Consider the following 24,924-nt stretch of genomic DNA (forward strand, 5'->3'; position numbering starts at 1 on the left):
CCTAAGCCCTTAGGGGCTGATCCAGACACTGCACATTCAGCACGGGCCTATATGAATAGGTCCCAATGTGGTAGGCCCCGACACACTCCAGAGACTGATGTCAAAATGGCATTTCCATCTAATGTTGTGGTTCAGGCGCGCACTGTCCAAACCATTATTATCATTAGTTGAGGATTCCCAGACGATGTCCACAGCTCATCTCATCGCGGTCGGGTCCTCTCCGCTGGGCAAGACAGACCTGCCTGGCCGGGATTTATTCTCGAAAGCACTGGCCGAGGCCTTCGAGGACCTGCCCGATCCAGCCGACGTCGTCGACGCGCTGTACGTCGGCGCCCAGTCCGAACGGTACGAGAATCAGATCATGCAGGGTACGCTCATGGCCGAATGGGCCGGACTGCGGAACGTCCCCGCAGAGCGTGTCGAGGCGTGTGCAGCCGCTGGTGCGCTCGCGCTCAAGAACGCAGTCCGGGACGTTCGGGCGGGCGTCCACGACGCGGTGCTGGCCTGTGGCGTCGAGAAGATGACCGCCGGCGGGACCGAAGGTGCCACGAACGCGCTCGGTGCCGCCTTCGAGCGGGCCTTAGAACAGCGGTCCGGAATCACCGCGCCCGCCACGTACGCCCTGCTCGCGCGGCGGTACCTCCACGAAACCGACGCGACGGAACGGGACTTAGGCAGGATCGCCGTGAAGAACCACGGGAACGCGGCGGCCAACCCACGGGCGATGTTCCAGCAAGCAGTCGACATCGAGACTGTCATGGACGCTCCCGAAGTCGCTCCCCCACTGAAACTGTACGACTGTGCGCCGGTTACCGACGGAGCCGCCGCCATCGTCGTCGCAAACGACGAGGTCGCGGCCGACCTACAGGGCCGTCCCGATACGATCCGCGTGGCCGGCGTCGGATCGGCAGCCAACAACCTCGCCGTCGCGGAGCGCGACCTGACGTTCGTCGAGGGGGCGAACGTCGCTGCCTCCACCGCCTACGAGGACGCCGGCGTGGGCGCCGCAGATATCGACGTCGCGGAAGTCCACGACGCCTTCACCGTCTGTGAGGCACTGCTGGCCGAGGCCGCCGAGTTCGCTCCCAAAGGTCGCGGAATCGAGACCGTAGAGGTGCCTGGGGACCGGTCAGCGGGCTGGACCGACGTCCAGATCAACACCAGCGGCGGACTGAAGGCCCGTGGACACCCTATCGGGGCGACCGGGCTGTTGCAGGCCGTCGAAGCCTACGAACAACTCACTGGACGAGCCGGTGAACGGCAAGTGGCCGACGCCGACACTGCGCTGCTCATCAACGAAGGTGGCGTCGCGGACGCTCATACCGTGGCCACCGTCCTGACTGCACAATGACCGACGATAGTGACTCACCGATGACAGACACCGAAAACACGACGACGGGACCGCTCGCACCGGAAGACATCACTGCCGACTCGGCGTTCACGCTCCCGGGCTTCTTCGACGCGTTATCTGAGGGCCGATTGTTGGCCGCCCGCTGTACCGAGTGTGATACACATATGCTCCCGCCTCGCCCCGCCTGTTACGGCTGTGGCAGCCGAGCAGTTACACTATCGGAACAGCCCCGAACCGGCGAGGTAATCTCGTACACGTCGGTCAACCGACCCCCGTCTGCGTTCGAACACTTAGCGCCGATCACCGTTGCAGTGGTCGAACTCGACTCATCGGCTCGGCTTACGGGTCGCGTTGCCGCTCCGCTTGATGACGTCAGTATAGGCGACCGCGTCGAACTCAGAGTCAGAGATCCCGAGACAGTCGATATCGATCCGGACTTCGACCTGTCCTACGAGGAGGAGTGGCCGATTCACGTCTTCGAACTGATGTGAACGGCCAGACACTGTCGACGTCCTTTTCGGATGAACTCGTGACCTGGTCGACTGGAGCCATACCGTCCAGAACTGATATATGGCGTCACTGGCCGCGGCGACAAGTGGGACCACGTCGCTGAACACACAAGCCGCTAGTTTCTCTGGACAGGGCAACCCAATGGCGACGACGAAGTGAGTGGCAGGAATTGATACGCGCGGTGTATACAGCATACGCCACTCAGAGAAGAGCAATCACCAATTGAGGCACTATCATCAGTTCTGTTAGTGAGACCGCCACCAGTTTAGAGCTAATCTCAGGTTCTGTCATAAACTCCGTACTCAATACAGAGGATGTACGCTGCACAGGGATTGTGTTCCTTTCATATCGAAGTCACTGAACCACTGCCCAGTATGGGTGGGGGAGAGACCAACAACAGTTAGGTTCCATCCCTCAACAATGTAGGATGATGCAGTTCGTTCGATACACCACTGGTAGTGCCGCACAGTGGGGGGTTCGTCGTGACGACGAAATCGTCCCGCTAACTGGTCTCCGTGAAGACGTTTCGTACCAACAACTGACCGATGCGGGGTTCCTTCGTATCGTCGAGGATGCCGTTGATGCGATGGCGGACCGTTCGATTCCATCGTCGGAAGCAAAGCTCCTCGCACCGGTCCCTAGACCAGGGAAGATGATTTGTGTCGGTCTGAACTACCACGACCACGCAGAAGAACAAGACGAGGAGGTCCCCGAACGTCCGTTGCTGTTCGGAAAAGCTGGGACCGCTGTTACCAATCCCGGCGATCCCATCGTTCATCCCTCGGAACTCGACGAGGTCGACTACGAGGTCGAACTCGGCGTCGTAATTGGACGGACTGCCAAGGATGTCAGCGCGGAGGACGCACGCGACTACATCGCTGGGTACACCGCAATCAACGATGTCAGCGGCAGAGACGCACAGTTCGACGACGGACAGTTCTTCCGCGGGAAGAGTTACGACACGTTCGCCCCGATGGGTCCAGCGCTAGTTCCTGACGACCGTCTAGATCCATCTTCCCTAGACGTCGCTTGCCGGGTCAACGGCGACACCAAGCAGTCTTCCAACACCGAGGAGTTCATCTTCGGCGTCGCTGAGGTTGTCGAATACATCAGTGGGATCACCACCCTTCGCCCCGGCGACGTCATCTCGACTGGTACGCCTGGTGGGGTCGGTATCTTCCGCGACCCGCCCGAACTGCTCGAACCCGGTGACACTGTCGACGTCGAGATAGAAGGGATCGGGACACTGACTAACCACGTTGTCGCCGATCGAGACTAACGGCAGCATACGACCGAATCAATTTGTAGGTCGCGATTGATATCAGCAGTCGCCGACTGATGACCAGTTTATTATCTACTATCAGTATATGTTAATATTGCATTCTTAGTAGTATATATGGTTAGAACCTGATATCAGCCTCTAAATATCCCCACATGAAATGAACTTCATTTCTGAAAGAGATCTTCAGTCTAAAACTCGGCAATATAAACATAGTCAGCCCAAAAACCTATGCAACTAGTGCCGATATAGGTTTCCTAAACATTATTGCTGAGATTGGTTTCGGGCGACATCAATCGCGTTGTCGATCGGCCCGATTTCTGTGAATCGGTCGTCAAAAGAATGCTCGTCGGCATGTTCCGCGAGGAGATCGGCATAGACCTCTGCTTCCTCATCATCCTCGATGTCGCGGAGGAGGTCAGCGATACGACGAGCGTCGCGGGCGGCCAGCAGGATTTGCTCGGCCATACACTGTTATCTCAGCCCTACGATAAATATCTTCTATAGCTCAGACCGTATCGAAACGTCCAATATCTTCTGCTATCCCGATTGAAGCCTCACACTTCTCGAAAACATATCTAATATCTACTATTATTTGAGTAACGTAAGTTATCTACTAAAATTATTAACATTTCGGGCGTCGTTCTGCAGTTGTGAAAGCGCCCTACACCCGTATCGACGACAGAACCAGCCTCAACGCAATCTTCGACGAAGTAGACTGGGAACTTGGGTCGAATCTTGCGGTCAAAAAGCCGATGGCGAATGTGCTGACGCTTCAGTCTGCGCCCCCTACTGTAGAAGGTCGATCAATCACGGGGACAGCAGATAGCCCGTTCATCTGCGCAGCTGAATTCTCTCAGTCTCATCACTGGCCGACGGCCGGCGTCTGGGAGGTTCTCGATGCAGAGACAGCCACGCTTTGGTTGGTCGACGGCCGGACGATCCGTGACTGGCCGTGGGCGGTGTATAGCGCCGTTACCGACACGGTGGCAGAAACGGTTGGATTATCGGGAGACCGTGTCAGCACACTCCTCAGCAGTACGGCAGCCCGGTTAACAGAGAAAATGCTGGATCGTGGGCCAATTCGACAACCGTCTGACTATCGCGAACACTATCACCGACATGGCTATCGGTGGACGGTCGACAGGGTCGACCGTCGAAGTCTCGAATCGTTTATTCGGTGGAACTTCCTCAACCATCCCCAACGACGAGATAACGAGGCCCAGACTCTCGAGTGCATAATCACCGGGCTCCGGTACATGGCGACCCAACTTCGGGCTGAAGCAGATATCGTCGAACATCTGGACAGACCATCTGATGAGCGGCCCCGGCTCAGTCGACAGCCGTTCATTCGGATCGCGTATCCGACCGACACACATCGGCGCGAAACGAACGTTGCAGTCCGATCCCACACTGACCTGCAGGCAACAAAATTGAATCCTATCGAGACAGATGTTGCCACGGCTATCGAAGGCGTCGAGTCAGCCCACGACCTCGATATCGTCCACTCACCAGTCGAGGTCTGTTCACAGCCGGCTGAGGTAATCGACGCTGGGAAGGCATCCGATATTGCGCCCGTTCGGGTGGGGGCAGACCGATGGGAACGTGCCCACCCAACCGAACTGGAAGCGCACTCGCGGACGACGAGCGACGCTGTTCGGCGTTTCATCATCACCCGGCTCGGACTCGATCCGAACGAGTCGCAGTTCGAGCGCGTGTTCATACACTTAGTGCAGTACCTCCGTGAGGTAGGCGGGCTCCAACCGAGAGCACCGAGTTGTGCCGCTAGTCAGCAACTGCGAACGCTCACTGGGTCTACCGACCTGCCTCTGCCGCTTCTCCACTGGTGTGCTGTGACGGGGTTGTTCGGAATTCCGACCTTCGAGACGCCCGACCTGTTCACCGCGTTGCCGTACAGTCACACCCTGTCCGCTGCTGCAGAACGCCTGCACCGCCATCATTCGACTGTTCGAAATCTCTGTCGTGGCTGTGGGACGTACTTCGACGTCGATCCGGAGTCGCCAAGGTGGACCTGTGAACGCTGTTCACCCGAAGTGAGTCCAACGCTGGAGCGGACGGAACTATCGGCGTTCGAGGCGGATCAGGAATCACACTGTTACATCTGTCTCTCGCCAGTTGCTACTGGTCAACTCCAACGGCATCACATAATCCCACGAGACGTCTTCGAGGATGACCGTGTCAGGGATAGACCAGTCAATACGGTCACCGTCCACGCTGCCAAGTGCCCCGGGCATCCACACGCAATCTCCCATCAAACATTGGATGCGGATATCGACAGAGCGTGGAACCACCAACTAGTCGAACACGAACCAGCACGCTGGTTCAATCTCACACATCTTGCCTGGGTACTCCACGAACTCGGCGACCAGATGGCCCCACCGACTCGTCAGCGAGTGATCGAACTTATCTACCGAATGTGGACCGAACAGTTCGAATGACGCACTTCAACCGCGAGCATCACGTTATCGAGGCAGCTTTCGAGGAACTGGCCTCGCGGGTCGCCCAGTCAACCAGGACCGCGCCGACGGCCGACGCCGTCTGGGAGTGCATTGACGAGGCGGGATCAGACGCACTCGTGTCACTGGTTGGTGAGTCACCCACGATTCGGACACTGTCGCACAACGCATTCGCGGATATCGATCCAGTCCGGCCAGCATACGGACTCGACGCCGGATCAACCGGTGGGATTCAGTTACAGTCCGGCCACCGTGTCTGCCGCTGTCGTTCGATGTTTGGCGTGCTCGGCGAGAAACGAGACGTCTGGGCCGACCAGACGTTGCTCCACTCGGCTATCGACCCGTACCCAGGGACTGAACAGTACTACTCTTCGCGGATAACGAGCCGGGGCTATGGCGATGCCCGAACACGAAGCCACGTCGTTGCTTTGCCGAGTCCGACGGACGGTCGTGAGACCGACGAGCTCGTGACGCTGTTGCAGTTTTTGGCCGAGGCGCTGCACCTACAGGCGTGTGTCCACCAGCTCGATGGTCCACTCTACCTCGATGGGGCGTTGCTTCCATTGGGGCTGGCCAGTCGGCTACAGTTTTCCAGCGATACCGCGACACGAGACTCACCGTGGTTAGAGCTCGCCAGAGTCGTGTTGGCTACCTTTGCGACAGCGATAGCGGTTCACCTCGAACACGGGCACCGTGTGTTCGCGGTCGCGAAAACGCAAGAGACGAATGCGCTTGTAGGAACACTCAACGAACGTATCACAGCGGGAAAGACAGAGGTGAGTGCTGTTCGGCCGACGTCAGCAGCCGATGCAGTGCTGCCGTGGCAAACGGACCGCCAGTTCATCAGCCAATTGCTTGCTGAACAGGTCTCGGACACTGCACCGGAAACGACTTGGACCTATACGCCGTGGTTGGCACAACCAACACTGCCAGCCCCACACGCAGACCATCGACGGCATCCGCTTGCCGAGGTGGCCTTGTCGTATGTACCACAAGAATTGCTGTCGCGGGCCTACTTTTTCGTCAGAATTCCGAACCAGAACGGGCTCTACCGTATCGAGGCGCCATTGCCGACGATTCAGACAGTCACACAGGGTGAACGAGAGCGCTTACAGCGTCTCGTCATGCGGGAAATGGCACAGACCAAGGGAACTGCCCAGCCAGTCGCACGGGCCGATGAGAAAGTGCGGCTTGGGTATGCTGCGCGAGAAGAGGTGCAAGAGACTGTCGAACGAGTGTTCGACGCGGCCGGTATCACTACCCAGCGTGTGCCCGCCCACAATCGGGACATTCGCTGGCAACACTAGATCGGTGCCGAGATTCAGCGGGCCGAATCGGTACAGAATTTCGAGGCGCGTATGAACGCGTCAATTGCACTCCAGCGAGTGGGAGAGGCAATCACAGTCCGGGTTCGTACAGTAGAAATCGAATACCTGGGACGTCGATGCGGCGATACACCAGGATGCCAGTAATCAGTTTCCTGATCCGAGTCGTATTCGGTCTGGCAGCGCTCCGTAGAACTGCACACCTCGTTTCCGCACTGTGCCGCTACTCGTTCCAGAATGCCTCGATCCGTTCGTCAAGACTGGTGAGGACGGTGGCGAGTACGTCCCGCCACTCGTCCGGATAGTCCTCGTCCTCGCCTGGTGTCGATGCATCCGGGGGCGGGTGGAAGTGCTCGCGGGTGGTGTGGTCGTTCGGGTGACGCTCCCAACGGCGATCCCAGGATTCCCCCGTTTGGTATTGCTCGGCGTAATGGATGTTGACGTCGTCAGTCTCGAACCACCGGATCCGAAGATATGCACGCGTAATCCTGCTGGGGAAGTAACCGAGATCGTAGTCGGCGACGACGGCGTTCGGTGCATACGGGGGACGTGCTTGCACATCGTCGAAGCGAGCGCTTCGGGTAAGGTGCGCGGCAATGCGGTCGAGAAGTTCAGTATCGATAGGGCCGGTATTGGGCGGATCAGCCGGGTTGTCAGGCATCGATGGGACCAGGAGTGCCACCAGAGACTGGGTGGTCACGCCGCGCCGCATCTAGAAGCGCCGCTCTACGTTCGAGCGTTTTCCATTCCGAGAGTGCCTCCCACGCGTCTTCCGTTGCCATGTCCCGACTGACTTCGACGAGAGAGACCGCGTCCGGATCGTCTGCCTCAAACTGTTCCCTGTAATCTTCGATTTGGTCGATGGCGTCCGAAAGCGCCTCGACGATTTCTTGTTCAGAGTAGTCCTCGCGGATGCGATCGATCCGTCGCCACTCGAAGTACGCGTCGTTGCGCTCGTATCGGACCGGGCGGCCGCTGTGGCGGTGAACCAGCCCCATCTCGTCGAACCACTCTAGGTAGTCTCGGGCGGTTTCGGTATCGCAGTCAGCGAGATCAGCGATGTCGGACACTTTCGTAGGTGTTCGAAGTTCGGTGACGACGTCGAGGAGTCGCTCACGGATCGGCCCGCCCTTGAGCAGCGAGTCAGGCGACTCTAGCTCGTCGATGTCTGGCGGTGCTTCGTCGCCAGCGTACGCGTCGTCGGGAATATCAGTGATGTCCATTCGCGAGGCCTCCTTGCTATGACCTATCGCTTGAAGCGGTATATATCTACTGAACACTGAATTATTTCTGCTTCATTCTAAATCCGGCGAGGTACCACGCATCTCATCCCCGGATTGCGGTTTCATGTCCGATTCTGTGCAGTCACATTGTCCCGTCAATACGTTGCGACGAAGATGGTAGCGCGATGAGTCGGTTAACTGGGTTCAATCACTTCGAATTAACCAACATATTGGGGATTTACTCTGATTGTTGGTTAAGCCTGCTCGTCTCCCCCGTCCGCGGCAGTCGCAAGGCTAAAGCAGGCCCGTGTTTATACTCTATGTAAGAAACGCAGGTATGGGCACCATAGAACAATTGCAGAATATACGCCAGGGCCTCTCGACTCGAGAAAGTCGACTCCTTGCACGACTCGCTGGCGCGGGTCACCAGATCATCTCCGTCGACGACATCGAGACGACGCTGGAGGTCCCCCCAAACACCGCCCGCGAGATTGCCTCCCGGCTCACCGAGAAGGGCTGGCTCGACCGGCTCTTCCCGGGCACGTATCTCATCATTCCACTCACTGCCGGCGAGGAGGCCGTGTACACAACCCATGAGTACCTCATCGCGGCCCACGTCGCCGAGCCGATGTATATCGGCTACTACAGCGCCCTCAGCCACCACGGGCTGATCGAACAGGTCCCCCGGACGGTGTACGTCGTCACGCCGACCCGAGCGCAAAGCCGGGAGATCCACGGCGTCCCGTACCGCGTCACGACAGTCACCGAGCGGAAATTCTTCGGCTTTGAGCCGACATCGATCGAGGGCACGACCGTTCAGGTCAGCGGCCTGGAGAAGACGCTGGTCGACTGTGCGGACCACCCCGAGTTCTGTGGAGGCCTTCGGGAACTTGCGACCGCGATGCGTACTGCCGACGAACGGGGGTGCGACTGGGTCACTGTCGGCGAGTACCTCGAACGCCTCGACAACGGCGCTGCGACCAAGCGGATCGTCTACCTCGCCGACCAGCTCGGCATCGACCTCCCCGCCCGCGAGGAACTCGTCGCGTCTTTCACGAGTGGGTACTCGCTGCTGGACCCGACGCGGCCCGACACCGGATCGACCGACAGTACGTATCGCCTCCGAATCAACGTCGAGCCAGCCATGCTGGAGCCGACGGAGTCCTGATCGCGATGATCAGTCAGGACCGGCTCCGGATTCTCGCTCGCGAACTGGGCGTTCGGCAAGGGTACGCCGAAAAGAACTACGTCAATTCGTGGCTCCTCTGGGGCATCTTCACGAGCGACTACGGCGACAACCTCCTGTTCAAAGGCGGGACCGCGCTGTCCAAGCTGTATTTCCCGCAATCGTGGCGATTCTCGGAGGACCTCGATTTTGGCGTCGAAGGGGAGTACCAGGGGTCCAAACAGGAGCTCCAAGCGGTCCTCGATACGATTGCCGACCGCTCTGGCATCGAATTCGAGATTCGCGAGCACCACGAATCCCAGCAGAACCACTATCCAACCCACTACGTCGACATCAGCATTCAGTACCGGGCCGTCCTCAGCCACCCCAACACGATCAGCATCGACGTGATGGTCGACGAGCACGTCGCCTTCGACCCTGTTCAGCACTCTCACGCGTACGAAGACGTGCCCGAATTCGACCTTCAGGCGTACAGCGTCGAGGAGATCTTCGCCGAAAAGCTCCGAGCGATCTACCAGCGCGGGGCCGCCCGTGACTACTACGACCTCTATCAGCTGCTCGAGACCGATTCGGTCACGATCAACTTTGCCGACGTGGGGCCCGCCCTCGACGCGAAGTGCAAACACGATGGGCTCACCGTTGATCTGAACGACGGACTCCCGGACGAGCAACAAGAAACGATCAGCCACCAGTGGGAGACTACGCTGCCGGACCTGACCGGTGACCCGCCGGCGTTCGAAATGGTCTGGGAACAGCTGGACACGGCAATCTCCCGACAGGGATCGTCGTAGGCAACGGCCGATATCGGTGTCGATGGCCGATGGGTGTTGCATCCGGAGCTCTGGTGATTAACCAACAATTCGGGATATCTGGCTGGTGCGTTGGTTAACTTTGGCTGGCGAATCCACCGAGTCAATCGTTGATTGTCTCGTTATCGGGTCTTTCCGCAGTTCTACATAAGAGCGAGATAGTCAGACATGCCACCGACCGTGCTCTAGTAAAAACTGCAGGCTGGACACTGCACACGTCACGCCTGTTGTGACGGGGAGATGTAGCGCGAGAGCGTTGCGTGCGTTACGAACACACGCGACGACTCTGTACAGAAGGGGGCGCTGCCGGTTGCTGTGGCTAGCGTAGCCGGGCGTCGGCGGCGGCAGGGCACGTGCAACCGCGTCCAACTGCAGTAGGTGGAGACGTTTGCGTGGCTATCCAGTCGCTGTCACAGGGCTCAGGCGGGTTCCCCCGTCACAACGGGCGTGACACCACCGATGGACGCTTTCTGGTCTGAGCCGTCGATCAGATCTAACCCAACGTAGCGCTTCTCCAGTAGCCCTTCAGCGGTGTCCATGTCCATCGCGAGGATCGGTGTGGCCTCCTGGGTACTGTCGATGCAGCGGCGTTTCTCGACGAGGTCGGCCCCACCGAGGTCGATAAGCGTGTCCCAGACGCGGGCGACCGTCTGTCGATGGGGTTGTCGTCCCAGTGTACCGACGAGAGCCGTCTCGACGTCGTCTCTGGTCATGAACACGCCACTGCCGTCAGTCCGTTCGGTGGCGAACTCCGGCCAGGCTTTGGCCACCTTGATAGCGCGGTAGGTGTTCTGTCGGTTCGATTCTTCGACGAACACGTTCTTGATTTTAGCCTCCCGGCAGTTGGCGAAGAAGTCCAGCGGCGACGAACTCGGCTCGGTCCCAGACTGGTCGGCCTCTGTCAGATCTGTGTCGGTGTCCATCTGGGCGACACTGGCGATGGCGCTCTTCGCGACTTCGTGGGTCTCTTCTTGGTCCTCTTCGAGGTCGTCCAGTCGGGACTGGTTGGTCGCCGCCTGGCCGCTGGCACTGGTCGCGATTTCGTGGGTCTTCTCTCGTTGGGCTTCGAGTTCCTCGACGCGTTCCTGCAGATCCTCGATGGTCCCGACGAGTGTCTCACAGAGCTGCACGACGAGTGGGTTGACGTCCGCGTCGTCGAGGGCAGCAAGTAGGTCCGCAGGGTCGTCGTCGGCGTGGTCGATGTCTGTTCCTTGGTGCTCAGCGAGCGCATTGTCTCGGTCGTCTGCGTCGGTGCTGTCGTCGTCGGCTGTCGTAGATCGTGGCATTGTGACCACAGTGCCCGTCCCGGAATCGAACCGGGCGTCCCGACCACGGTACGGGCAGTGAATGGCTGGGGCAAGCGTGTCGTTCGGGGCACAGCGCTGCTGCTCGCGGTGGAGTGGCGCCGCTACACAGTGCTCGTGCGGGCTGCTCGTCGTCCCCCTCAGGCGCTACTGTCAGCCGACCCCCTCAGGTGGTGGGCAGCCCTGAATGCCGGGGCCCTGCCGGTGTCGACACTCCTGAATGGGAACCTCGAGGGTCGTGAGGTCGGCTCGACGAACGGCTTCGGTGAGCCGACGGCGGCGTGGCCGGTCACCGATGGAGGCCGCTATCCGAAGGACTGTCTCGTGGGCGAGGTCGGCGAGGAGCGTCCCGGTGATGGTCTGGCTATCGTCGTTAGTTGCACAGACGAGGAGCCACGGATCGGACTCGTACATCTCCAGAACAACCACTTCGCCCACTTCCGGCAGCGTCGTCGTCATTGTCGTCGCCTCCCGGACCGCAGGGCGTCGGGTGGACAAACGGCCTGTAGGTCGCGAGCGTGTCGATAGAGGACGGTACGGCCGGCGTCAGTCAGTCGGTACGCGTTCGTGCGCTCGTCGAGTGGCTCGGGTGAGAGCAGGCCCAGTTCGGCAAGTTGGCTGAGGTTCTGGTACAGCCGACTGTGGTTGATGGGGTCGGCGTACCGGTCGTCAAGGTAGTCCTTCAGCGCGAGGCCGTAGGGCTCGTCGTCGACGGCGGTGATGGCTTCCAACAGGTCGCGCTGAAAGCCGGTCAGACTATGGTAGGTCGTCATACGGTACCCCCCTGTGTGGGCGTGGCCGAGGGGTCGATGGTAGACCTAGAAAAGCTACTGAAAGGTGGTGTAGGAAAGTTGGACTTCGCGTGTCGGTTTTCGTATATGGCATGCTGTGGGGCGTTCGTGGGCCGCTCAGCCGATGAGCGAAAGATGGACGAAAGTGAGCGAACATACCGTGGTCTGGTGGTTCGGGAATCGGTGATTCGTGCACGAAAGTGGGCAGGCGGGCGATGCAACTCTTCGTCGGTGGGTTGGTGGTCGGTCATGGGTTCAGTGCGACGCCGCCGTCGTTCTGGGCGTCACCTATCCTATGCTTTACACTGGGCCACCAAATAAGTTTCTACGAATAAGCTAATTCATTCGTATGTATTTTTAAGCCGGTGATTACTTTGCAAAGACGGTTCCAGTAGAGAGCAATGGCTGGTCGTCCGAAAGATGTCTCTGACGACGAAATCCTACATGAAGTCGCGCTTGCGCGTGGACCTGTAGTGACTGCGCCGGAATTAGCAGACCGGCTGGATATGTCTGGAGCAGGCGTGAACAAACGTCTGGATCAGTTGGTTGAAGACGGATACCTCCATGAGCGTCAGGTGGGTGCAAATGCTATTGTCTACTGGCTCACCGACGAAGGCCGAGTTCGCGTAGCAGATTCTTAGTCGGCGATCCACCAGACTTTCGCACAAGCACCCACGTCTTTGGTTTTCACTTCACCTTGCTGCCTCATTTCGTGGAGCCTGTCCAAAATAGTACCACTCGACACACCAAACTCATCGGATATTTCTTTAGCAGTACAGAACGACCTTTCGTGGGATTTCATGTACGAGAGCACATCTTGGTTCGAGAATGTTCGTGGTCGAGGGGACATATCTTGAGTGGTAATAGTTTCTGCGTATGTAAAATTTTATGTCCGATGAGGTACGCAGTTTAGAATAGGAACACACGCGTCGCTGGTCGATTTCCGTCGAAATCGCCCCGGTGTAGGAGCACCGAGACGCGTGGTTCCGGTGAGAACCAATGGCAACTACGCAAGCGAACCCTCAAGAACGTATCGCACGCCAACTGCCCACTCAGTCGCCCAGCCTGTTTCTCGGCGTCGACGGTGACACCGCCCACTACTGGGAAAGTTACGAATGCACGGTGGCCGTCGTTCCGCGTGAAGCGATCTTGGCCGACGACGCCGAAGTGTTCCGGCTCGACGAGACGCCTCGTCCTACGCTCGATGACGGGTGCCAGCATGTTCGCCGAACGCGTGGCTGGAACGTCGGTCCACGCGTTGACGGCTCGCTGATGGGCGACCTTGCCCGAGGTGGCGAGGCATGAGTTGTACCGTGGAACAGCGCGAACAGGTCCGACGTGCTGCTCGAGCTATCGAGCACACTGTATCAACGGTCGCCGTCGACGTCGTCACACCTGGTGCGAGTCAGTACGACGCGTGGACGCTCGATGCCGTGTTGCAAGAGCCGGAGGGTGTGCCGCCCGAAGTGCTTCGGGAGTTAGCGTTGGCCGAGTTGACGCTCCGGCCGACGCCCTCACAGGCCGAGTATCAGCACGTGACGGCTACAGTGTAGGGGGATAACTAACCAACAATCGATATGCCTCTGGTAGGCGTTGGTTAGTCAGTTAGCTGGCTACTGACAAGAAGACTAAATAGATCGAGAGAAACTCCGGAATGCCGGATTTGACTGGGACACATGTCGAGCAGCCGGGTGCCTGCCCACGAATGGAGCGGGGGAAACGCTCCCCCTGAGTAGACGCATCATTATTCAGCATCCCGTTTTTAATGGCAATTCGACAGGGAATCGGTCACCGATCAAGGCGCTGGAGACGGTCGACGCCGACACAAAGATAGTGCCGACGAGTACGAGGCGATCCTCGACGAGTACGACGCCGACCTGGTAGGCGTGTTCGATCACGGACGAGCAAATTCGATTTGCGGAACCCGGTTCAAGGATTCTACAGGATTGGCTGTTCAGTATCCGCTCATCTGCCCCGAGGATGGGGATCCTACATTGCTGAGGAATACGGTCCCGACGAGCAGACCCACGTGTGTGGGAACGTCGTCACTGGCCCGCCTCACGGGACGACTGAGACGGGCTGTCCGAACGATTTGCCTTCCAAGGATGGGATCAGTCACACTGGCGGCAGGAGTCATTAAAGGATTCGTCCCGATCAACGTTCCCGAGACGACAGATTAGAGTACGCGCTCTGTAGTCATCACAACCTCTCCGAAATGTCACTGGTGGATAGTTTCAACAGAACCACTATTTTTCAATTTCAACGTCAGTGATCTCGAACCGGGCGCCGCCATCCTCGCCTGCTGTGAGAGAGAGCTCCCAACCGTGAGCTTCTGCAATTTGCCGTGCAATACTCAATCCGAACCCTGTTCCACCCTCTGTACTCGAGTATCCCGCCTCGAAAACTACGTTTTGATCGTCAGTCTCAATGCCGGGTCCGTCATCCGCCACATAGAAGCCATCATCCAGATCCCCAACAGTAACAGTGACAGTGTTGCCACCGTGTTCGATGGCGTTCCGAATAAGGTTCTCCAGGAGTTGTCTGAGCCGCTCTCGATCAGCGTGAATCCGTGACTCAGTAACGGTTCGTAGCGTTGCGTCAGCAGTATCGACAGTTTCCCAGCAGTTCGCCATAATCGAGCCGAGAGATACGATTTCAATATCGCTTACCTGTTTTCCTTCCTGTGCCAGTGTCAGGATATTTTCGATCAACCCGTCCATTCGGTCATGCGCCTGTGCAACCTTGTCGAGATGATCGCTGTCGCACGTCTCTTGGGCGAGCTCTAAATGCCCGTCTGCCACACTTAGCGGGTTCCGAAGATCATGACTGACCACGGATGCAAACTCCTTCAACTGTCGTTCTTTTTGCTTCTGCTCCGAGATATTCCGACTAATGACGATGAACCGCTGCTCACCATCGATAGCGTGCCGTCTGATGTGTATTTCAACAGGGAATTCACTCCCGTCTTTCCGCCGAAATTGGCCCGTTACCTTTGTTTGGGTGTTTGGCTCCATCCCCGCCCAGAGAGATCTTGCTTCATCGGGAGCGATCGTCTGATCGAGATCCCAGATTTTCATCTCCTTGAGTTCAGCCTCTGTATAGCCAGTCTGCTCACAGAGACGTGGGTTTGGATCGATGATATTTCCGTCCATGTCGTGTACATTTATCATGTCAGGTGATTCATCAAACAGAGATTCAAGCCGTGCCGTGGTTTGTCGAAGTGTTTGCTCCCGCTGTCTCCGTGTCGTGATATCCCGGCTATTGACGACAATACCGTCGATGTCTGGCCTTTCTCGGTAGTCCGTCCCTCTGATTTCGAGCCACCGCCACTCATCGTCGGCTGTCCGGAACCGGAACTCAACGCTGACCCGCTGCTCCGAACTTGTAATAAGACGTTCGAAGGCCGCATAAGCTGTCGCCGTATCGTCCGGATGAACATACGCGAACGCGTCTTCACCGAGTAACTCTCCTGCCTCGTACCCAAGAATACGCGTGACTGATGGACTCTGATACTGGATTCGACCAGCTTCGTCTACTACAGTGATGATGTCAGTTGATCCTTCCAGGTAGGATTTATGTCGTTCAAGCTCTCGCTGTCGCTCTCTACGATCTGTAATGTCCTGAAATAACGAGATGATCGTTACAACGTCACCGTCAGCGTCTGTGATGACTCGGTTGTGCCATTCACAGTAGATGCGGGTACCGTCTTTCCGAACGTTTTCATCGATGCTGTGAAACCCGCCTTCAGCCCGGGAAAGGTCATCAGTTACACGATCGACATTCTCATAACTGTCCTCGGCCACGATCTGCTCCCAAGTCTCTCCGAGCAGTTCTTCTTCTGAGTACCCCAGGATTGACTCTCCGGTCTCGTTCAGGCGAACGATTTCGAACTCTTCGTTGTACTCCAGCACACCGATCGGTGATTGTTCGATGAGTAGCGCGAGTCGTTCCTGACTATCCTGAAGTGCCGCCGTAGCGTGTTGTTGATTAACCGCATTGATGATTCGGTTGGCGAGTACAGTATACTGTCCTGATCCGGTTTCTTTTTGAAGATAATCAGTGACGCCACTGGAGATCGCTTCGCTGGCGACCTCTTCTGACCCTTTTCCTGTGTACAGAATGAACGGCAAGTCAGGATATTCCTCCCGGACGATCGAGAGAAATTCGATGCCGGTCTGTTCTGGCATGTCGTAGTCAGACACAACACAGACGTACTGTTGGTCCTGGAGGAGGTTAACTGCCTGGGCAACACTCGTGGCTATTGTCACGTCAAAGCGGTCGTCTTCGCGCTCGAGATATGTCGCAGTCAGGTCAGCGAGGTCCGGATCATCATCCACGTGAAGAACAGGTATTGACTCTAACGGTTCCACAGCGTCGACGAAGTCAGAGCTCATTGTGGCTCCTCGCTGTACAGGTCACACTCACGACTTACTCACCGGTAACCAAGACAACCGCCGTCCTACCATTCTCCAATAAGAACCGAGGGCGAGTGCCATACTCCACAGGAATGCTCCCCTTGTTTGTGACAGTGCCGATAACGGACTCCAGCGAAGATTATGAGTTAGCATTTGCTTTTCAGACGATTCCTTAGGACACTAATATGATCGCCACTGTTAAATAATTTTGAGTGGCCCCCGACGAATCACCGGTCGACAACTTCCGTTTCAAGGATTTGAAGCCGAGTTCACGGATAAGCCTCACCCTCAATAGACGCCCTGACAGGGTATGCAAAGTAAGGTGGGTAAGCTAAAATATTCCATCGACGGAACTCGGATATATGACAACAGAATTTGATTATGGACTTATCACTCGTTCCTCAGTTCTAATACAAAACAGCTATTTTTCCGGTGAACTCGAGGATCAGGATAGGGCAAACCGAGCGAGATTGCTCTAGAAAAACGCTTCGCGACTTGGCCCTTCACCCGATGCTAGCTTCGAGTGGGGGCAGATCAGTGAAACCCTAGACATACCCGAAGACGAATTCGACGCGGAAGCGATGGTCGGCGTCGGCCAACGCTCTGAGCTCGAAACACTGCCCGACGCACCCAATTCCGCAAGTCACAATTAGCATCTCCACAAATGTCACTAATTTCATATACGGCGATTTTCTCTACTCAAAGCCGCTGCTGACAACCGTTGATAAAGGATTGGAGTCTAGAGCCAACAGTTGGCTCGACGCTCAAGAGGAGACTGTGACACGCTTCGTGTGGGAATTGGAATACGAACGCCTTCTCGTGGTAGTGGATGAGACATTGCTTGCTCCCGAGAGGAGCCTCCGAAGTCATATCGCTGGTCAGTTCTGGGACCACTCTGAACGAGTCGACGACGGATTTGTACTCGGCAGCCGTGTACTCGCCTTTGAGGTCGTCTCGAAGGTATAGGACCTCGCAATCGCCTTCGTACACGACAGCGATGGTTCGCAACGCGTCATTCACGTTGTTGTGGGCGTATTCTGCTAATCGGGCAGTCGTCTCGTGAGGCATATCTGAAAGGTCACAATACATACCCTTAGTACTGCGGGCCGAAATGAATAGATACGTCCTACTCGCGATCGTGAATCCTGAACTATGTGGACCATTAATATGTCTGAACAGTAGAGATATGTTCGGTCGTCGGTGTGGCAACGACTCTACGAGGACCACGATGTCAAAGATAGCATGCACGAACTGTGGGCGAGAAATTACGTTTGGAAAAGAGGGCCAGGAATGGCGCGCACCGATGCGATATTGTCCGCGCTGTGGTGAAGAGTTTCCGCCACGGGAGGAGTGGTAACCGAGAGGACTCATACCTGAACTGTCTCGCTATTTTTGACACACCGAACCGTACTGTCGGCCGGTTCGTGTACTGTGTGGGTATGGTACTCGTTTTTGTTGCTATCCCCATATCCACAGAAGGTCCTTTTGATGAGCGAGAATTTTCTATTATTGTGCAAGTTGCGGTTTAATCTTGTCGTCTGGATTACACTAACCGATTGGTACACTTGCTCAGTGTGCAGGACTACCCCTCGGATGTGAAATGCTCCTATCGAACACCGGCCTGTGTCCAGCCTAGTGACTCACTTGATTATCTCTTCTGCGAACTGGCACCTCGGATTTATTCACGCCTACGAAAATGTCACCACATGGATCATGACTGAAACGGGAAATCTTCACGTTCTACACGTCGATAACCACCCGGGAATGGTGAGCTTGACGGCCGAGATGCTCGAGCGTGAAGACGACCGTTTCACGGTCACAACAGCGACCAGCGCCAGCGAGGGACTCGATCGGTTCTCCAACGAGAAATTTGACTGCGTTGTGTCCGACTACGATATGCCTGGCCAAAACGGCCTCGAATTTCTTGATGTCGTTCGCGAAGAGTATCCCGACCTGCCGTTCATTCTGTTCACGGGAGAGGGCAGCGAGGAACTCGCAAGCGACGCTATATCGGCCGGTGTCACCGATTACGTCCAGAAAGAACGGGGGAATGATCAGTATGCGATGCTGGCAAACCGCATCGACAACGCCGTCGAACGCGCCCGCACCAATCGAGAGTGTCAGCGCCAGCTTGACGCTATCGAAACCGCACGCGAGGGTATCAGTATCCTCGATGCCGATGGCCACTTCATCTATGTGAACGAGGCCTATGCCGACTTGTATGGCTATGACCCCGGGCAGATGTGTGACGAGCACTGGGAGCTTATCTACCCTGCTGAGGAAGTCGGTTTTGTTCACGACGAGATACTTCCCACCGTCGAGCAAGAGGGAATCTGGCACGGGGAGACGACGGGACTGCGCGCCGATGGCAGTATCTTCCTCGAAGACCACACTGTCGCTGCGACCGACCGAAATGAACTCATCTGTACCGTCCAAGATATCACTGCCCAGGAAGACCTCCACCAAAAGCACCAGTTGGTAGCACGGGCATCCACCGACGCGTTCTTCGACTGGAACCTCCGAACCGACGAGGTCACTCGCAACGAGTGGTACCTTACGATGTTTGGATACGATTCGTCGGCCATCGAGACCAGTGCCGACTGGTGGCGGGAGCGAATTCATCCCGACGACCGTGACCGCGTTCTCGCAGCAGTAGACCGGGCCGTCGAGAATCCGGCGACTAGGTACGATGAGACCTACCGCTTCGAAAAAAAGAACGGCACGTACGGGACCCTTCGATCGCGCGGCTACGTCGTCTACGACGAGAACAATAATCCGGAGCGGCTGGTCGGTGTACACATCGACGTGACCGAGCGGAAAGAGCACGAGCGGAAACTGGAGGTACGGTCAGCCGCGATGGAAGCGTCGATCGACGGGATGGCGATTCTCGACGCAGACGACGAGTACGTCTTCGTGAACCAGTCACATGCGGATATTTACGGATACGAGGAGCCAGATGCGTTCCTCGGGGAGACGTGGCAGATGTGCTACGGTAAGGACGAGCGTGATCGTCTGGAGGCAGAAATATTGCCAGAACTGTACGAGAATGGGAGCTGGCGGGGTGAAGCGGTCGGGACCCGCAAGGACGGCAGTACGTTCCCACAGGAGCTCTCCTTGACTGTGACCGACAGCGGTGGACTCATCTGTGTCGTCCGGGACATCACCGAGCGGAAACAGCAGGAGCGGGAACGCAAACAACAAAATGAGCGGTTGGAAAAATTCGCGGATACTGTCTCGCACGATCTGCGGAACCCGTTGACTGTCGCCCAAGGGCGGTTGGACCTAGCACGCGCTGAGTGCGACAGTGACTACCTCGATGGAGTGGCCGACGCACACGAGCGGATGGCCACGCTGATCGACGATCTCCTAGAACTGACCCGAGAGGGCAACCGCGTCAATGAGACCGAATCAGTCACGCTCGCAAAAATACCCACAGACTGCTGGCAAAATGTCGCAACGGCGGATGCGACACTCGTCACTGCAGTCCACCAGACGATCCATGCCGACCCGAACCGACTGAAACAACTGCTAGAGAACCTGTTCCGTAACGCAGTCGAACACGGGGGCACCGACGTTACTGTTACAGTCGGCGGCTTAAACGGCAAAAGTGGGTTCTACGTTGCCGACGACGGAACCGGGATTCCCGATGCCGAGCGCGCTACAGTGTTCGAGGCTGGCTATACCACCCTAGACGATGGGACTGGCTTTGGTCTCAACATAGTCCAGGAAATTGCTGAGGCACACGGCTGGGACGTTCAAGTGACTGACAGCGAGTCCGGTGGCGCTCGATTTGAAATTACTGGCGTCAAGTTCGTTGAATAATCGAGTACGAGCGCTCTACTGATTCAGTCGTACGCCTACTGTTCACCGAATCGTTCGGACTGCTTCCCGACGTCGACGGCGACACCGCTGCCGACTCTGGTACAACTCTGGGCGCACGGTGGTCGTTATTCCGCGTGAGGTGACCTAGCCGACGCTGCCGAGAGGTTCGTGCCGGCCGAGACGCCTTGTGAGACGCTCAGTGATTGGTGTCCTCGCGTTCGTCGAACGCGCAACCGAGAAGTTCGGACCACGTGTTGGTGTGACCGATTATCACTCTCGGTTAACGGAGACGTCTCCGCCTGCTGTGACAGTGATTTCGTACTCCAGATACTCGAAGTGTATTGTCCGATTGTCTTGTGGCGAATCGAATATTTGATCGAGAGCCTCTGTATCAATCGTCTCGAAAAGTGGGGTCGGGAGATCAGATGGGTCTGTGTTTTCTGCATCTGCAACTGCTTGCACAACCTGCCATGACGGCGGCCTCCTACCCATTACCAGATCTAACGAGCGTATGCCATATATTTATACTCACAAATTGGTTGTCACGACAATTTCTGATTGTGATCCATGAAAAATTGTTGTTACCATAATTGATATGTGTTTGTAGTACTTGACATAATATTAATGATTGCAGAGGGTCAGCAAGCCCCACAGTTCGAACTGCCAGCCGTTATTGAAAAGGAGACGACTACGCTCGACCTAGAGGTCGCTACGTCGGATGGTGGGGCCGTTCTACTGCTCTTCTATCCGTTCGATTTCAGTCCAGTCTGTACGACAGAACTCTGTGCAATTCGGGATGCGGAGTGGTTCGAGTTCACGCCGAACCTAAGCGTGTGGGCGATATCTGGTGACAGTACGTACGCCCATCGCGAGTTCGCCGACGAGTACGATCTGACGTTTCCGCTACTGAGTGATTATCACGCCACCACTGCGGAAAAATTCGATATTCGATACGAATCGTGGGAAGATCACGAGTGTGTACCCAAACGGGCAGTCTTTCTGATCGACTCCGATCGGACAGTCCAGTATTCGTGGGCAGCCGAGCAAGCCTACACCAAGCCAGATTTCGTCCCTGTCAAAGCAGCACTTGATCGTCTCTCGGGGCTTGGTGTCGAACTCGAGACTGACGAGATCGATTTCACAGTCGAGTATTCCGAAGAGTAGCACAGTCCTACGACTTACCAGGCACGACTACGCTCCACGCATATTCAATGTCATCCGAAGACCCAAACACCGAATGTCCGAACTGTACAGAGTCGTTTGGTCGTAACGAGACGGGACAGCGGATTGGATACACGATTCTGGGAGGAGGTGAGACCCTCAGTTTGATTCGGTGTCACGGTTGTGGAGTGGAACTCCCAGTTTCAGAGTCAGAGAGTGCGTCTGTGATGGTTACCGAGGACAGCCCCCAAATATTGTTGAGGATCGAAATGATACCGTGATAGTGTTTGTCTGGCTCGACCTACTGAATACTGCTGTCACAGTACTGAGTACGCGATAGACGTACATCTGTACCGAATCAGAGCCTTACTCCTTGGAGGGACGATATGCGTATTTCCCCTCATATGTTAACGTACCACCTGAAGCAGTTAATCAAGTTCGATTGCCCTCTCTGCGAACTGGAATGTAAGACCCAGAACGATCTCCGTATCTATCTCCACGTGGCTCACCGAAAGAGCTGCATCATCGACGCATATCTTGACGTCGTTGGTGAATAGAAAGACGATGGTTTCACACCATCGGAAACACGGAGTCAGAATGAACATCTAGCCGATGGTTTGAACACTAACTACCCTACACAGACTGGTTCGGCTGTGATCAATTAATCCACAGGTCAGTCTTCCTCGGTGGTCTCGTACGAGGTATCGGGGTATGGGTCGTCCCATCGATGAACGGAAACAAAAGCGTCGGGCCGCGTAGGCAATTCGAGAGCGTGTCGACCGTGGCTGTCGACACGCTCATCTAGCTACGAGGATTGCAACCCCTGGTACGCCAGCACAACGCCGACGACGAAGACTATCGTCGCCAGATAGATGGGGCCGAGGTGAGTCAGCCAATCGTGAGCGAATGCGTCTGCTGTGTAGTGCATCGGTAACGCGAGTCCTAATCCGACGACAGCGGCAACGACTGCGGTCGCCCACGCCCAGGTGAGCTGCTGGCGCACTCCGTACCACGAGAGGGCTGTGACTGCGATGCCTGTCGAGATGATGAATGCAGCCGTCGCAACGTGGAGGTGACTGATGTAGTATGCCACCGTCGGGCTCAAATCGGCCTTCGTCATGCCACCGAGCGTACTCACTCCAAGTTCGAAGCCACTCCCCACGAAATTCAGAATCAGGAAGACGATGCCGTAGCCGATGAACGCAACGCCTGCAAGAGCCATCAGCAGAGAACCATTCCGCAACCGTGACTCGAGTTCGATCTGTTCCTCTCCGCCGGCAGTCGGTTGCTTAGTTGCCATGGTGATCACGTCTGGTGCTGCACGTTCGGTACCGACAAACTGAATTCGGACCTCGCCATGTTAACTGTTAGCACGATTAGGTAATGTGTAACACTCCTATAATATTCAGATGGAACAGTAGACATGCCATCTAGTCACCATACCGTCACTGGGAAGCGGTGACAGTCTCAGCAAATTTTCGAACGTGTGAATGTGTGGCTTGTCTATTCGCTACCGAACACTTGATCAGCACTCGGTCGTCGCCAACGTCGACAACGGGAGTAGGGCAGACTACTGGGGCAGTGTCTTTCGATACCGCTGGTGCAAGACACAAAACGGACAGAACAGATACGATTACGTACTTAGACCTGAGAGTACACCTGACAATAGCTGCTAATATTGAGGGTTCCGACACATCAATCAATATACCACTCATCCCCCAACCCGTAATGGCAGATAACTCACATGGGGTGGATGGGGCATCAACCCTACAGATGTCCCGCCGGCGGTTGCTGACTGCACTAGGCGCAGCAGCAATGCCAGCCGCCGCCGGTTGTAGTAGTTCGACAGATGCCTCCGAATCCACAGAAACGACAACCACGATGCAACAGACCACTACCTCACAGCAGACGGACAGCCAAGCAATCGATCCCCGATTCGGATACATCGGGACCAGTGATGAATCACCACCGGTCGAGCCGGATCACACTATCAGTCTCGAGATCCGACCACGCGAGAACATCCCGATTCCGGAGTTCTACTTCGAACCTACGGGGCTCGCGATCGACGTCGGCGATACGGTCCGGTTCAATCTGGCGACCCCACACCACAATATCAACGCCTATCATCCGGCATTCGGCTACACACAGCGAGTGCCATCGGACGTGCCACCGTATTCGTCGCCGATTCTGGCCGCCGGCGACTACTGGCTGTACACGTTCCAGACCGAAGGCGTGCACAACATCATGTGTGCACCACACGAACTGTTCGGGATGGTCGGGAGCATCGTTGTCGGGTCGGCCACAGGCCCTGGTGCGAATCCGGTCGGCGAAGCACCGGCACCCTCCGAACAATCTCGCCCACCGGAATTCACGGCCGGCCTCGTGCTGAGCGACCCCGTTATGACACCCGAGAACATCGTCGATCAGGGTTCGGTCTCCTGGAGCGACCTCGCACCCGAGAGCAAACGACCACTTCTGACACCGGTCGAAGAAGGCTAACGCGGTAGCCTCTTCGAGTGTTTTCACTGGCATACTGAGCATATTGTCCCATTTTTGTCTGTTGTGACGATACCTCTCACTACAGAGATACTTCCGAGAACGCCGTCACCGTGGTTCCCCATGATGCTACGTCAGCCAACGATGCCGAGATGCGCCGCAAAACGCTCAGAATGTTTGTTCGAGTGAAACGGCTCTGGTGAATCGCTGGACAGCGTCGGCTTCGACCGTCAGAACTAGGAAGTTGAAGCGGGAAACCGCTGATGCTCTATGTCGAAGATCTCCCGCTTCACGAGCAAAGTCGTTCAGTTAGCTAAAAATGCTGTTGGTGAGCGAGGCGAAGTCGCCGCCCCCGAAGGGGGTGGCGGCTTCGCCGAGTATGCGGTGGTGTCGCTGCACTGTCTGCGGGTTTATCTGGAAAAATCCTACCGCGAAGCACTTGATTTGCTGAGCGAGATGCCACAAATACTCGGGGAGATCGGCCTCGACGCGGCCGATCTCCCAGACCACTCCACGCTAATCAAGTGGTTTGACAGAATCAAGACAGCACTCTGGCGAGTGCTGCTGCGCCTGTCGGCGCAGCTGCACAAGCCGAGCGGTCACGCCGCCATTGACGCGACGTTTTTCGACCGCGAAAACGCGAGCAAGCACTACTGCCGTCGGACGAATTACCGGGTTCAGACGCTCAAAGCGACAGCTCTCGTCGACACAGAAAGCCAAGCCATTCTGGACGTTCACTGCTGCTCATGACGTCGTTGACGCGGATCGGGAACAC

Annotated in this window: 23 protein-coding genes and 1 pseudogene; 14 read left to right on the forward strand and 10 right to left on the reverse strand. The window is 56.6% G+C overall.

The window, feature by feature from the left end; genetic code table 11:
- Positions 1-184 precede the first annotated feature (184 nt).
- The 3 genes from EGH21_RS18910 to rhcF all read left to right on the forward strand — a co-directional run bounded on the left by EGH21_RS18910 (position 185) and on the right by rhcF (position 3,140).
- The gene (locus tag EGH21_RS18910; RefSeq protein WP_220619969.1) at positions 185-1,351 is read left to right on the forward strand and encodes a thiolase C-terminal domain-containing protein; all 1,167 of its coding nucleotides are present in this window, start codon (positions 185-187) and stop codon (positions 1,349-1,351) included.
- The gene (locus tag EGH21_RS18915; RefSeq protein WP_236035677.1) at positions 1,348-1,842 is read left to right on the forward strand and encodes a Zn-ribbon domain-containing OB-fold protein; all 495 of its coding nucleotides are present in this window, start codon (positions 1,348-1,350) and stop codon (positions 1,840-1,842) included. Before EGH21_RS18910 ends, EGH21_RS18915 begins: the two co-directional genes overlap by 4 nt.
- A 449-nt stretch (positions 1,843-2,291) precedes the next feature.
- A complete protein-coding gene (gene rhcF / locus EGH21_RS18920; protein ID WP_220619970.1) occupies positions 2,292-3,140 on the forward strand; it encodes a 2,4-diketo-3-deoxy-L-rhamnonate hydrolase in 849 nt (282 codons plus the stop codon).
- Positions 3,141-3,404: 264 nt separating this feature from the next.
- Here the strand turns inward: rhcF and EGH21_RS18925 are convergent, their stop codons facing one another.
- Positions 3,405-3,608, reverse strand: coding sequence for a hypothetical protein (locus EGH21_RS18925; protein WP_220619971.1), 204 nt, complete (start codon positions 3,606-3,608; stop codon positions 3,405-3,407).
- Positions 3,609-3,793: 185 nt separating this feature from the next.
- Here EGH21_RS18925 and EGH21_RS18930 point away from each other — a divergent pair, with 185 nt between their 5' ends.
- Complete coding sequence (locus tag EGH21_RS18930) at positions 3,794-5,599, forward strand: hypothetical protein (RefSeq protein ID WP_220619972.1); 1,806 nt, start codon at positions 3,794-3,796, stop codon at positions 5,597-5,599.
- Entirely contained in the window at positions 5,596-6,924 is a 1,329-nt protein-coding gene (locus EGH21_RS18935) for a hypothetical protein (protein WP_220619973.1), read from the forward strand. Before EGH21_RS18930 ends, EGH21_RS18935 begins: the two co-directional genes overlap by 4 nt.
- A gap of 241 nt (positions 6,925-7,165) precedes the next feature.
- Here the strand turns inward: EGH21_RS18935 and EGH21_RS18940 are convergent, their stop codons facing one another.
- Entirely contained in the window at positions 7,166-7,603 is a 438-nt protein-coding gene (locus EGH21_RS18940; protein ID WP_220619974.1) for a toxin-antitoxin system TumE family protein, read from the reverse strand.
- On the reverse strand, positions 7,596-8,165 hold the full coding sequence (locus EGH21_RS18945) for a DUF7342 family protein (protein ID WP_220620025.1): 570 nt from the start codon (positions 8,163-8,165) through the stop codon (positions 7,596-7,598). The genes EGH21_RS18940 and EGH21_RS18945 overlap by 8 nt, the downstream gene beginning before the upstream one ends.
- Positions 8,166-8,502: 337 nt before the next feature.
- On the opposite strand from EGH21_RS18945, the gene EGH21_RS18950 reads away from it, so the two are divergent.
- Together EGH21_RS18950 and EGH21_RS18955 are read left to right on the forward strand one after the other, a co-directional pair.
- Positions 8,503-9,333, forward strand: a complete 831-nt coding sequence (locus tag EGH21_RS18950) for a type IV toxin-antitoxin system AbiEi family antitoxin domain-containing protein (protein WP_220619975.1) — start codon at positions 8,503-8,505, stop codon at positions 9,331-9,333.
- Positions 9,334-9,338: 5 nt separating this feature from the next.
- On the forward strand, positions 9,339-10,142 hold the full coding sequence (locus tag EGH21_RS18955; protein ID WP_220619976.1) for a nucleotidyl transferase AbiEii/AbiGii toxin family protein: 804 nt from the start codon (positions 9,339-9,341) through the stop codon (positions 10,140-10,142).
- 437 nt (positions 10,143-10,579) lie between these two features.
- On the opposite strand, the gene EGH21_RS18960 is transcribed toward EGH21_RS18955, so the two are convergent.
- From EGH21_RS18960 to EGH21_RS18970, 3 genes are all read right to left on the reverse strand, one after another.
- Entirely contained in the window at positions 10,580-11,446 is an 867-nt protein-coding gene (locus EGH21_RS18960) for a hypothetical protein (protein ID WP_220619977.1), read from the reverse strand.
- 171 nt (positions 11,447-11,617) lie between these two features.
- Positions 11,618-11,923 carry a hypothetical protein gene (locus EGH21_RS18965; RefSeq protein ID WP_220619978.1) on the reverse strand — a complete coding sequence of 102 codons (306 nt, stop codon included), beginning with the start codon at positions 11,921-11,923 and terminating at the stop codon, positions 11,618-11,620.
- A complete protein-coding gene (locus EGH21_RS18970; protein WP_220619979.1) occupies positions 11,920-12,237 on the reverse strand; it encodes a PadR family transcriptional regulator in 318 nt (105 codons plus the stop codon). Before EGH21_RS18970 ends, EGH21_RS18965 begins: the two co-directional genes overlap by 4 nt.
- A 419-nt stretch (positions 12,238-12,656) precedes the next feature.
- Between EGH21_RS18970 and EGH21_RS18975 the strand changes: the two genes are divergently transcribed.
- The 3 genes from EGH21_RS18975 (at position 12,657) to EGH21_RS18985 (ending at position 13,808) form a co-directional block, all read left to right on the forward strand.
- Positions 12,657-12,896, forward strand: coding sequence for a MarR family transcriptional regulator (locus EGH21_RS18975; RefSeq protein ID WP_220619980.1), 240 nt, complete (start codon positions 12,657-12,659; stop codon positions 12,894-12,896).
- 358 nt (positions 12,897-13,254) lie between these two features.
- Entirely contained in the window at positions 13,255-13,560 is a 306-nt protein-coding gene (locus EGH21_RS18980) for a hypothetical protein (RefSeq protein ID WP_220619981.1), read from the forward strand.
- Positions 13,557-13,808, forward strand: a complete 252-nt coding sequence (locus EGH21_RS18985) for a hypothetical protein (RefSeq protein WP_220619982.1) — start codon at positions 13,557-13,559, stop codon at positions 13,806-13,808. The genes EGH21_RS18980 and EGH21_RS18985 overlap by 4 nt, the downstream gene beginning before the upstream one ends.
- A gap of 693 nt (positions 13,809-14,501) precedes the next feature.
- Here EGH21_RS18985 and EGH21_RS18990 read toward each other — a convergent pair.
- Both EGH21_RS18990 and EGH21_RS18995 read right to left on the reverse strand, forming a co-directional pair.
- Positions 14,502-16,649, reverse strand: coding sequence for a PAS domain S-box protein (locus tag EGH21_RS18990; RefSeq protein ID WP_220619983.1), 2,148 nt, complete (start codon positions 16,647-16,649; stop codon positions 14,502-14,504).
- Between the two features lie 720 nt (positions 16,650-17,369).
- Complete coding sequence (locus EGH21_RS18995; RefSeq protein WP_220619984.1) at positions 17,370-17,738, reverse strand: DUF7522 family protein; 369 nt, start codon at positions 17,736-17,738, stop codon at positions 17,370-17,372.
- Between the two features lie 645 nt (positions 17,739-18,383).
- On the opposite strand from EGH21_RS18995, the gene EGH21_RS19000 reads away from it, so the two are divergent.
- On the forward strand, positions 18,384-20,492 hold the full coding sequence (locus EGH21_RS19000; protein WP_220619985.1) for a PAS domain S-box protein: 2,109 nt from the start codon (positions 18,384-18,386) through the stop codon (positions 20,490-20,492).
- A 270-nt stretch (positions 20,493-20,762) separates the two neighbouring features.
- Here the strand turns inward: EGH21_RS19000 and EGH21_RS19005 are convergent, their stop codons facing one another.
- Positions 20,763-20,984 (reverse strand): HalOD1 output domain-containing protein, encoded by a 222-nt coding sequence (locus tag EGH21_RS19005; protein WP_220619986.1) that lies wholly within the window; start codon positions 20,982-20,984, stop codon positions 20,763-20,765.
- A 132-nt stretch (positions 20,985-21,116) separates the two neighbouring features.
- Between EGH21_RS19005 and EGH21_RS19010 the strand changes: the two genes are divergently transcribed.
- Positions 21,117-21,656 (forward strand): redoxin domain-containing protein, encoded by a 540-nt coding sequence (locus tag EGH21_RS19010; RefSeq protein WP_220619987.1) that lies wholly within the window; start codon positions 21,117-21,119, stop codon positions 21,654-21,656.
- An 802-nt stretch (positions 21,657-22,458) separates the two neighbouring features.
- On the opposite strand, the gene EGH21_RS19015 is transcribed toward EGH21_RS19010, so the two are convergent.
- Entirely contained in the window at positions 22,459-22,953 is a 495-nt protein-coding gene (locus tag EGH21_RS19015) for a hypothetical protein (protein ID WP_220619988.1), read from the reverse strand.
- A gap of 581 nt (positions 22,954-23,534) precedes the next feature.
- Here EGH21_RS19015 and EGH21_RS19020 point away from each other — a divergent pair.
- Complete coding sequence (locus EGH21_RS19020) at positions 23,535-24,152, forward strand: cupredoxin domain-containing protein (RefSeq protein ID WP_220619989.1); 618 nt, start codon at positions 23,535-23,537, stop codon at positions 24,150-24,152.
- A gap of 267 nt (positions 24,153-24,419) precedes the next feature.
- Positions 24,420-24,890, forward strand: a pseudogene (locus EGH21_RS19025) (transposase); the annotation flags it as partial.
- Between the last annotated feature and the right edge of the window lie 34 nt (positions 24,891-24,924).

This window comes from Haloarcula rubra, from assembly GCF_019599465.1.
GTDB classification, from domain to species: domain Archaea; phylum Halobacteriota; class Halobacteria; order Halobacteriales; family Haloarculaceae; genus Haloarcula; species Haloarcula rubra.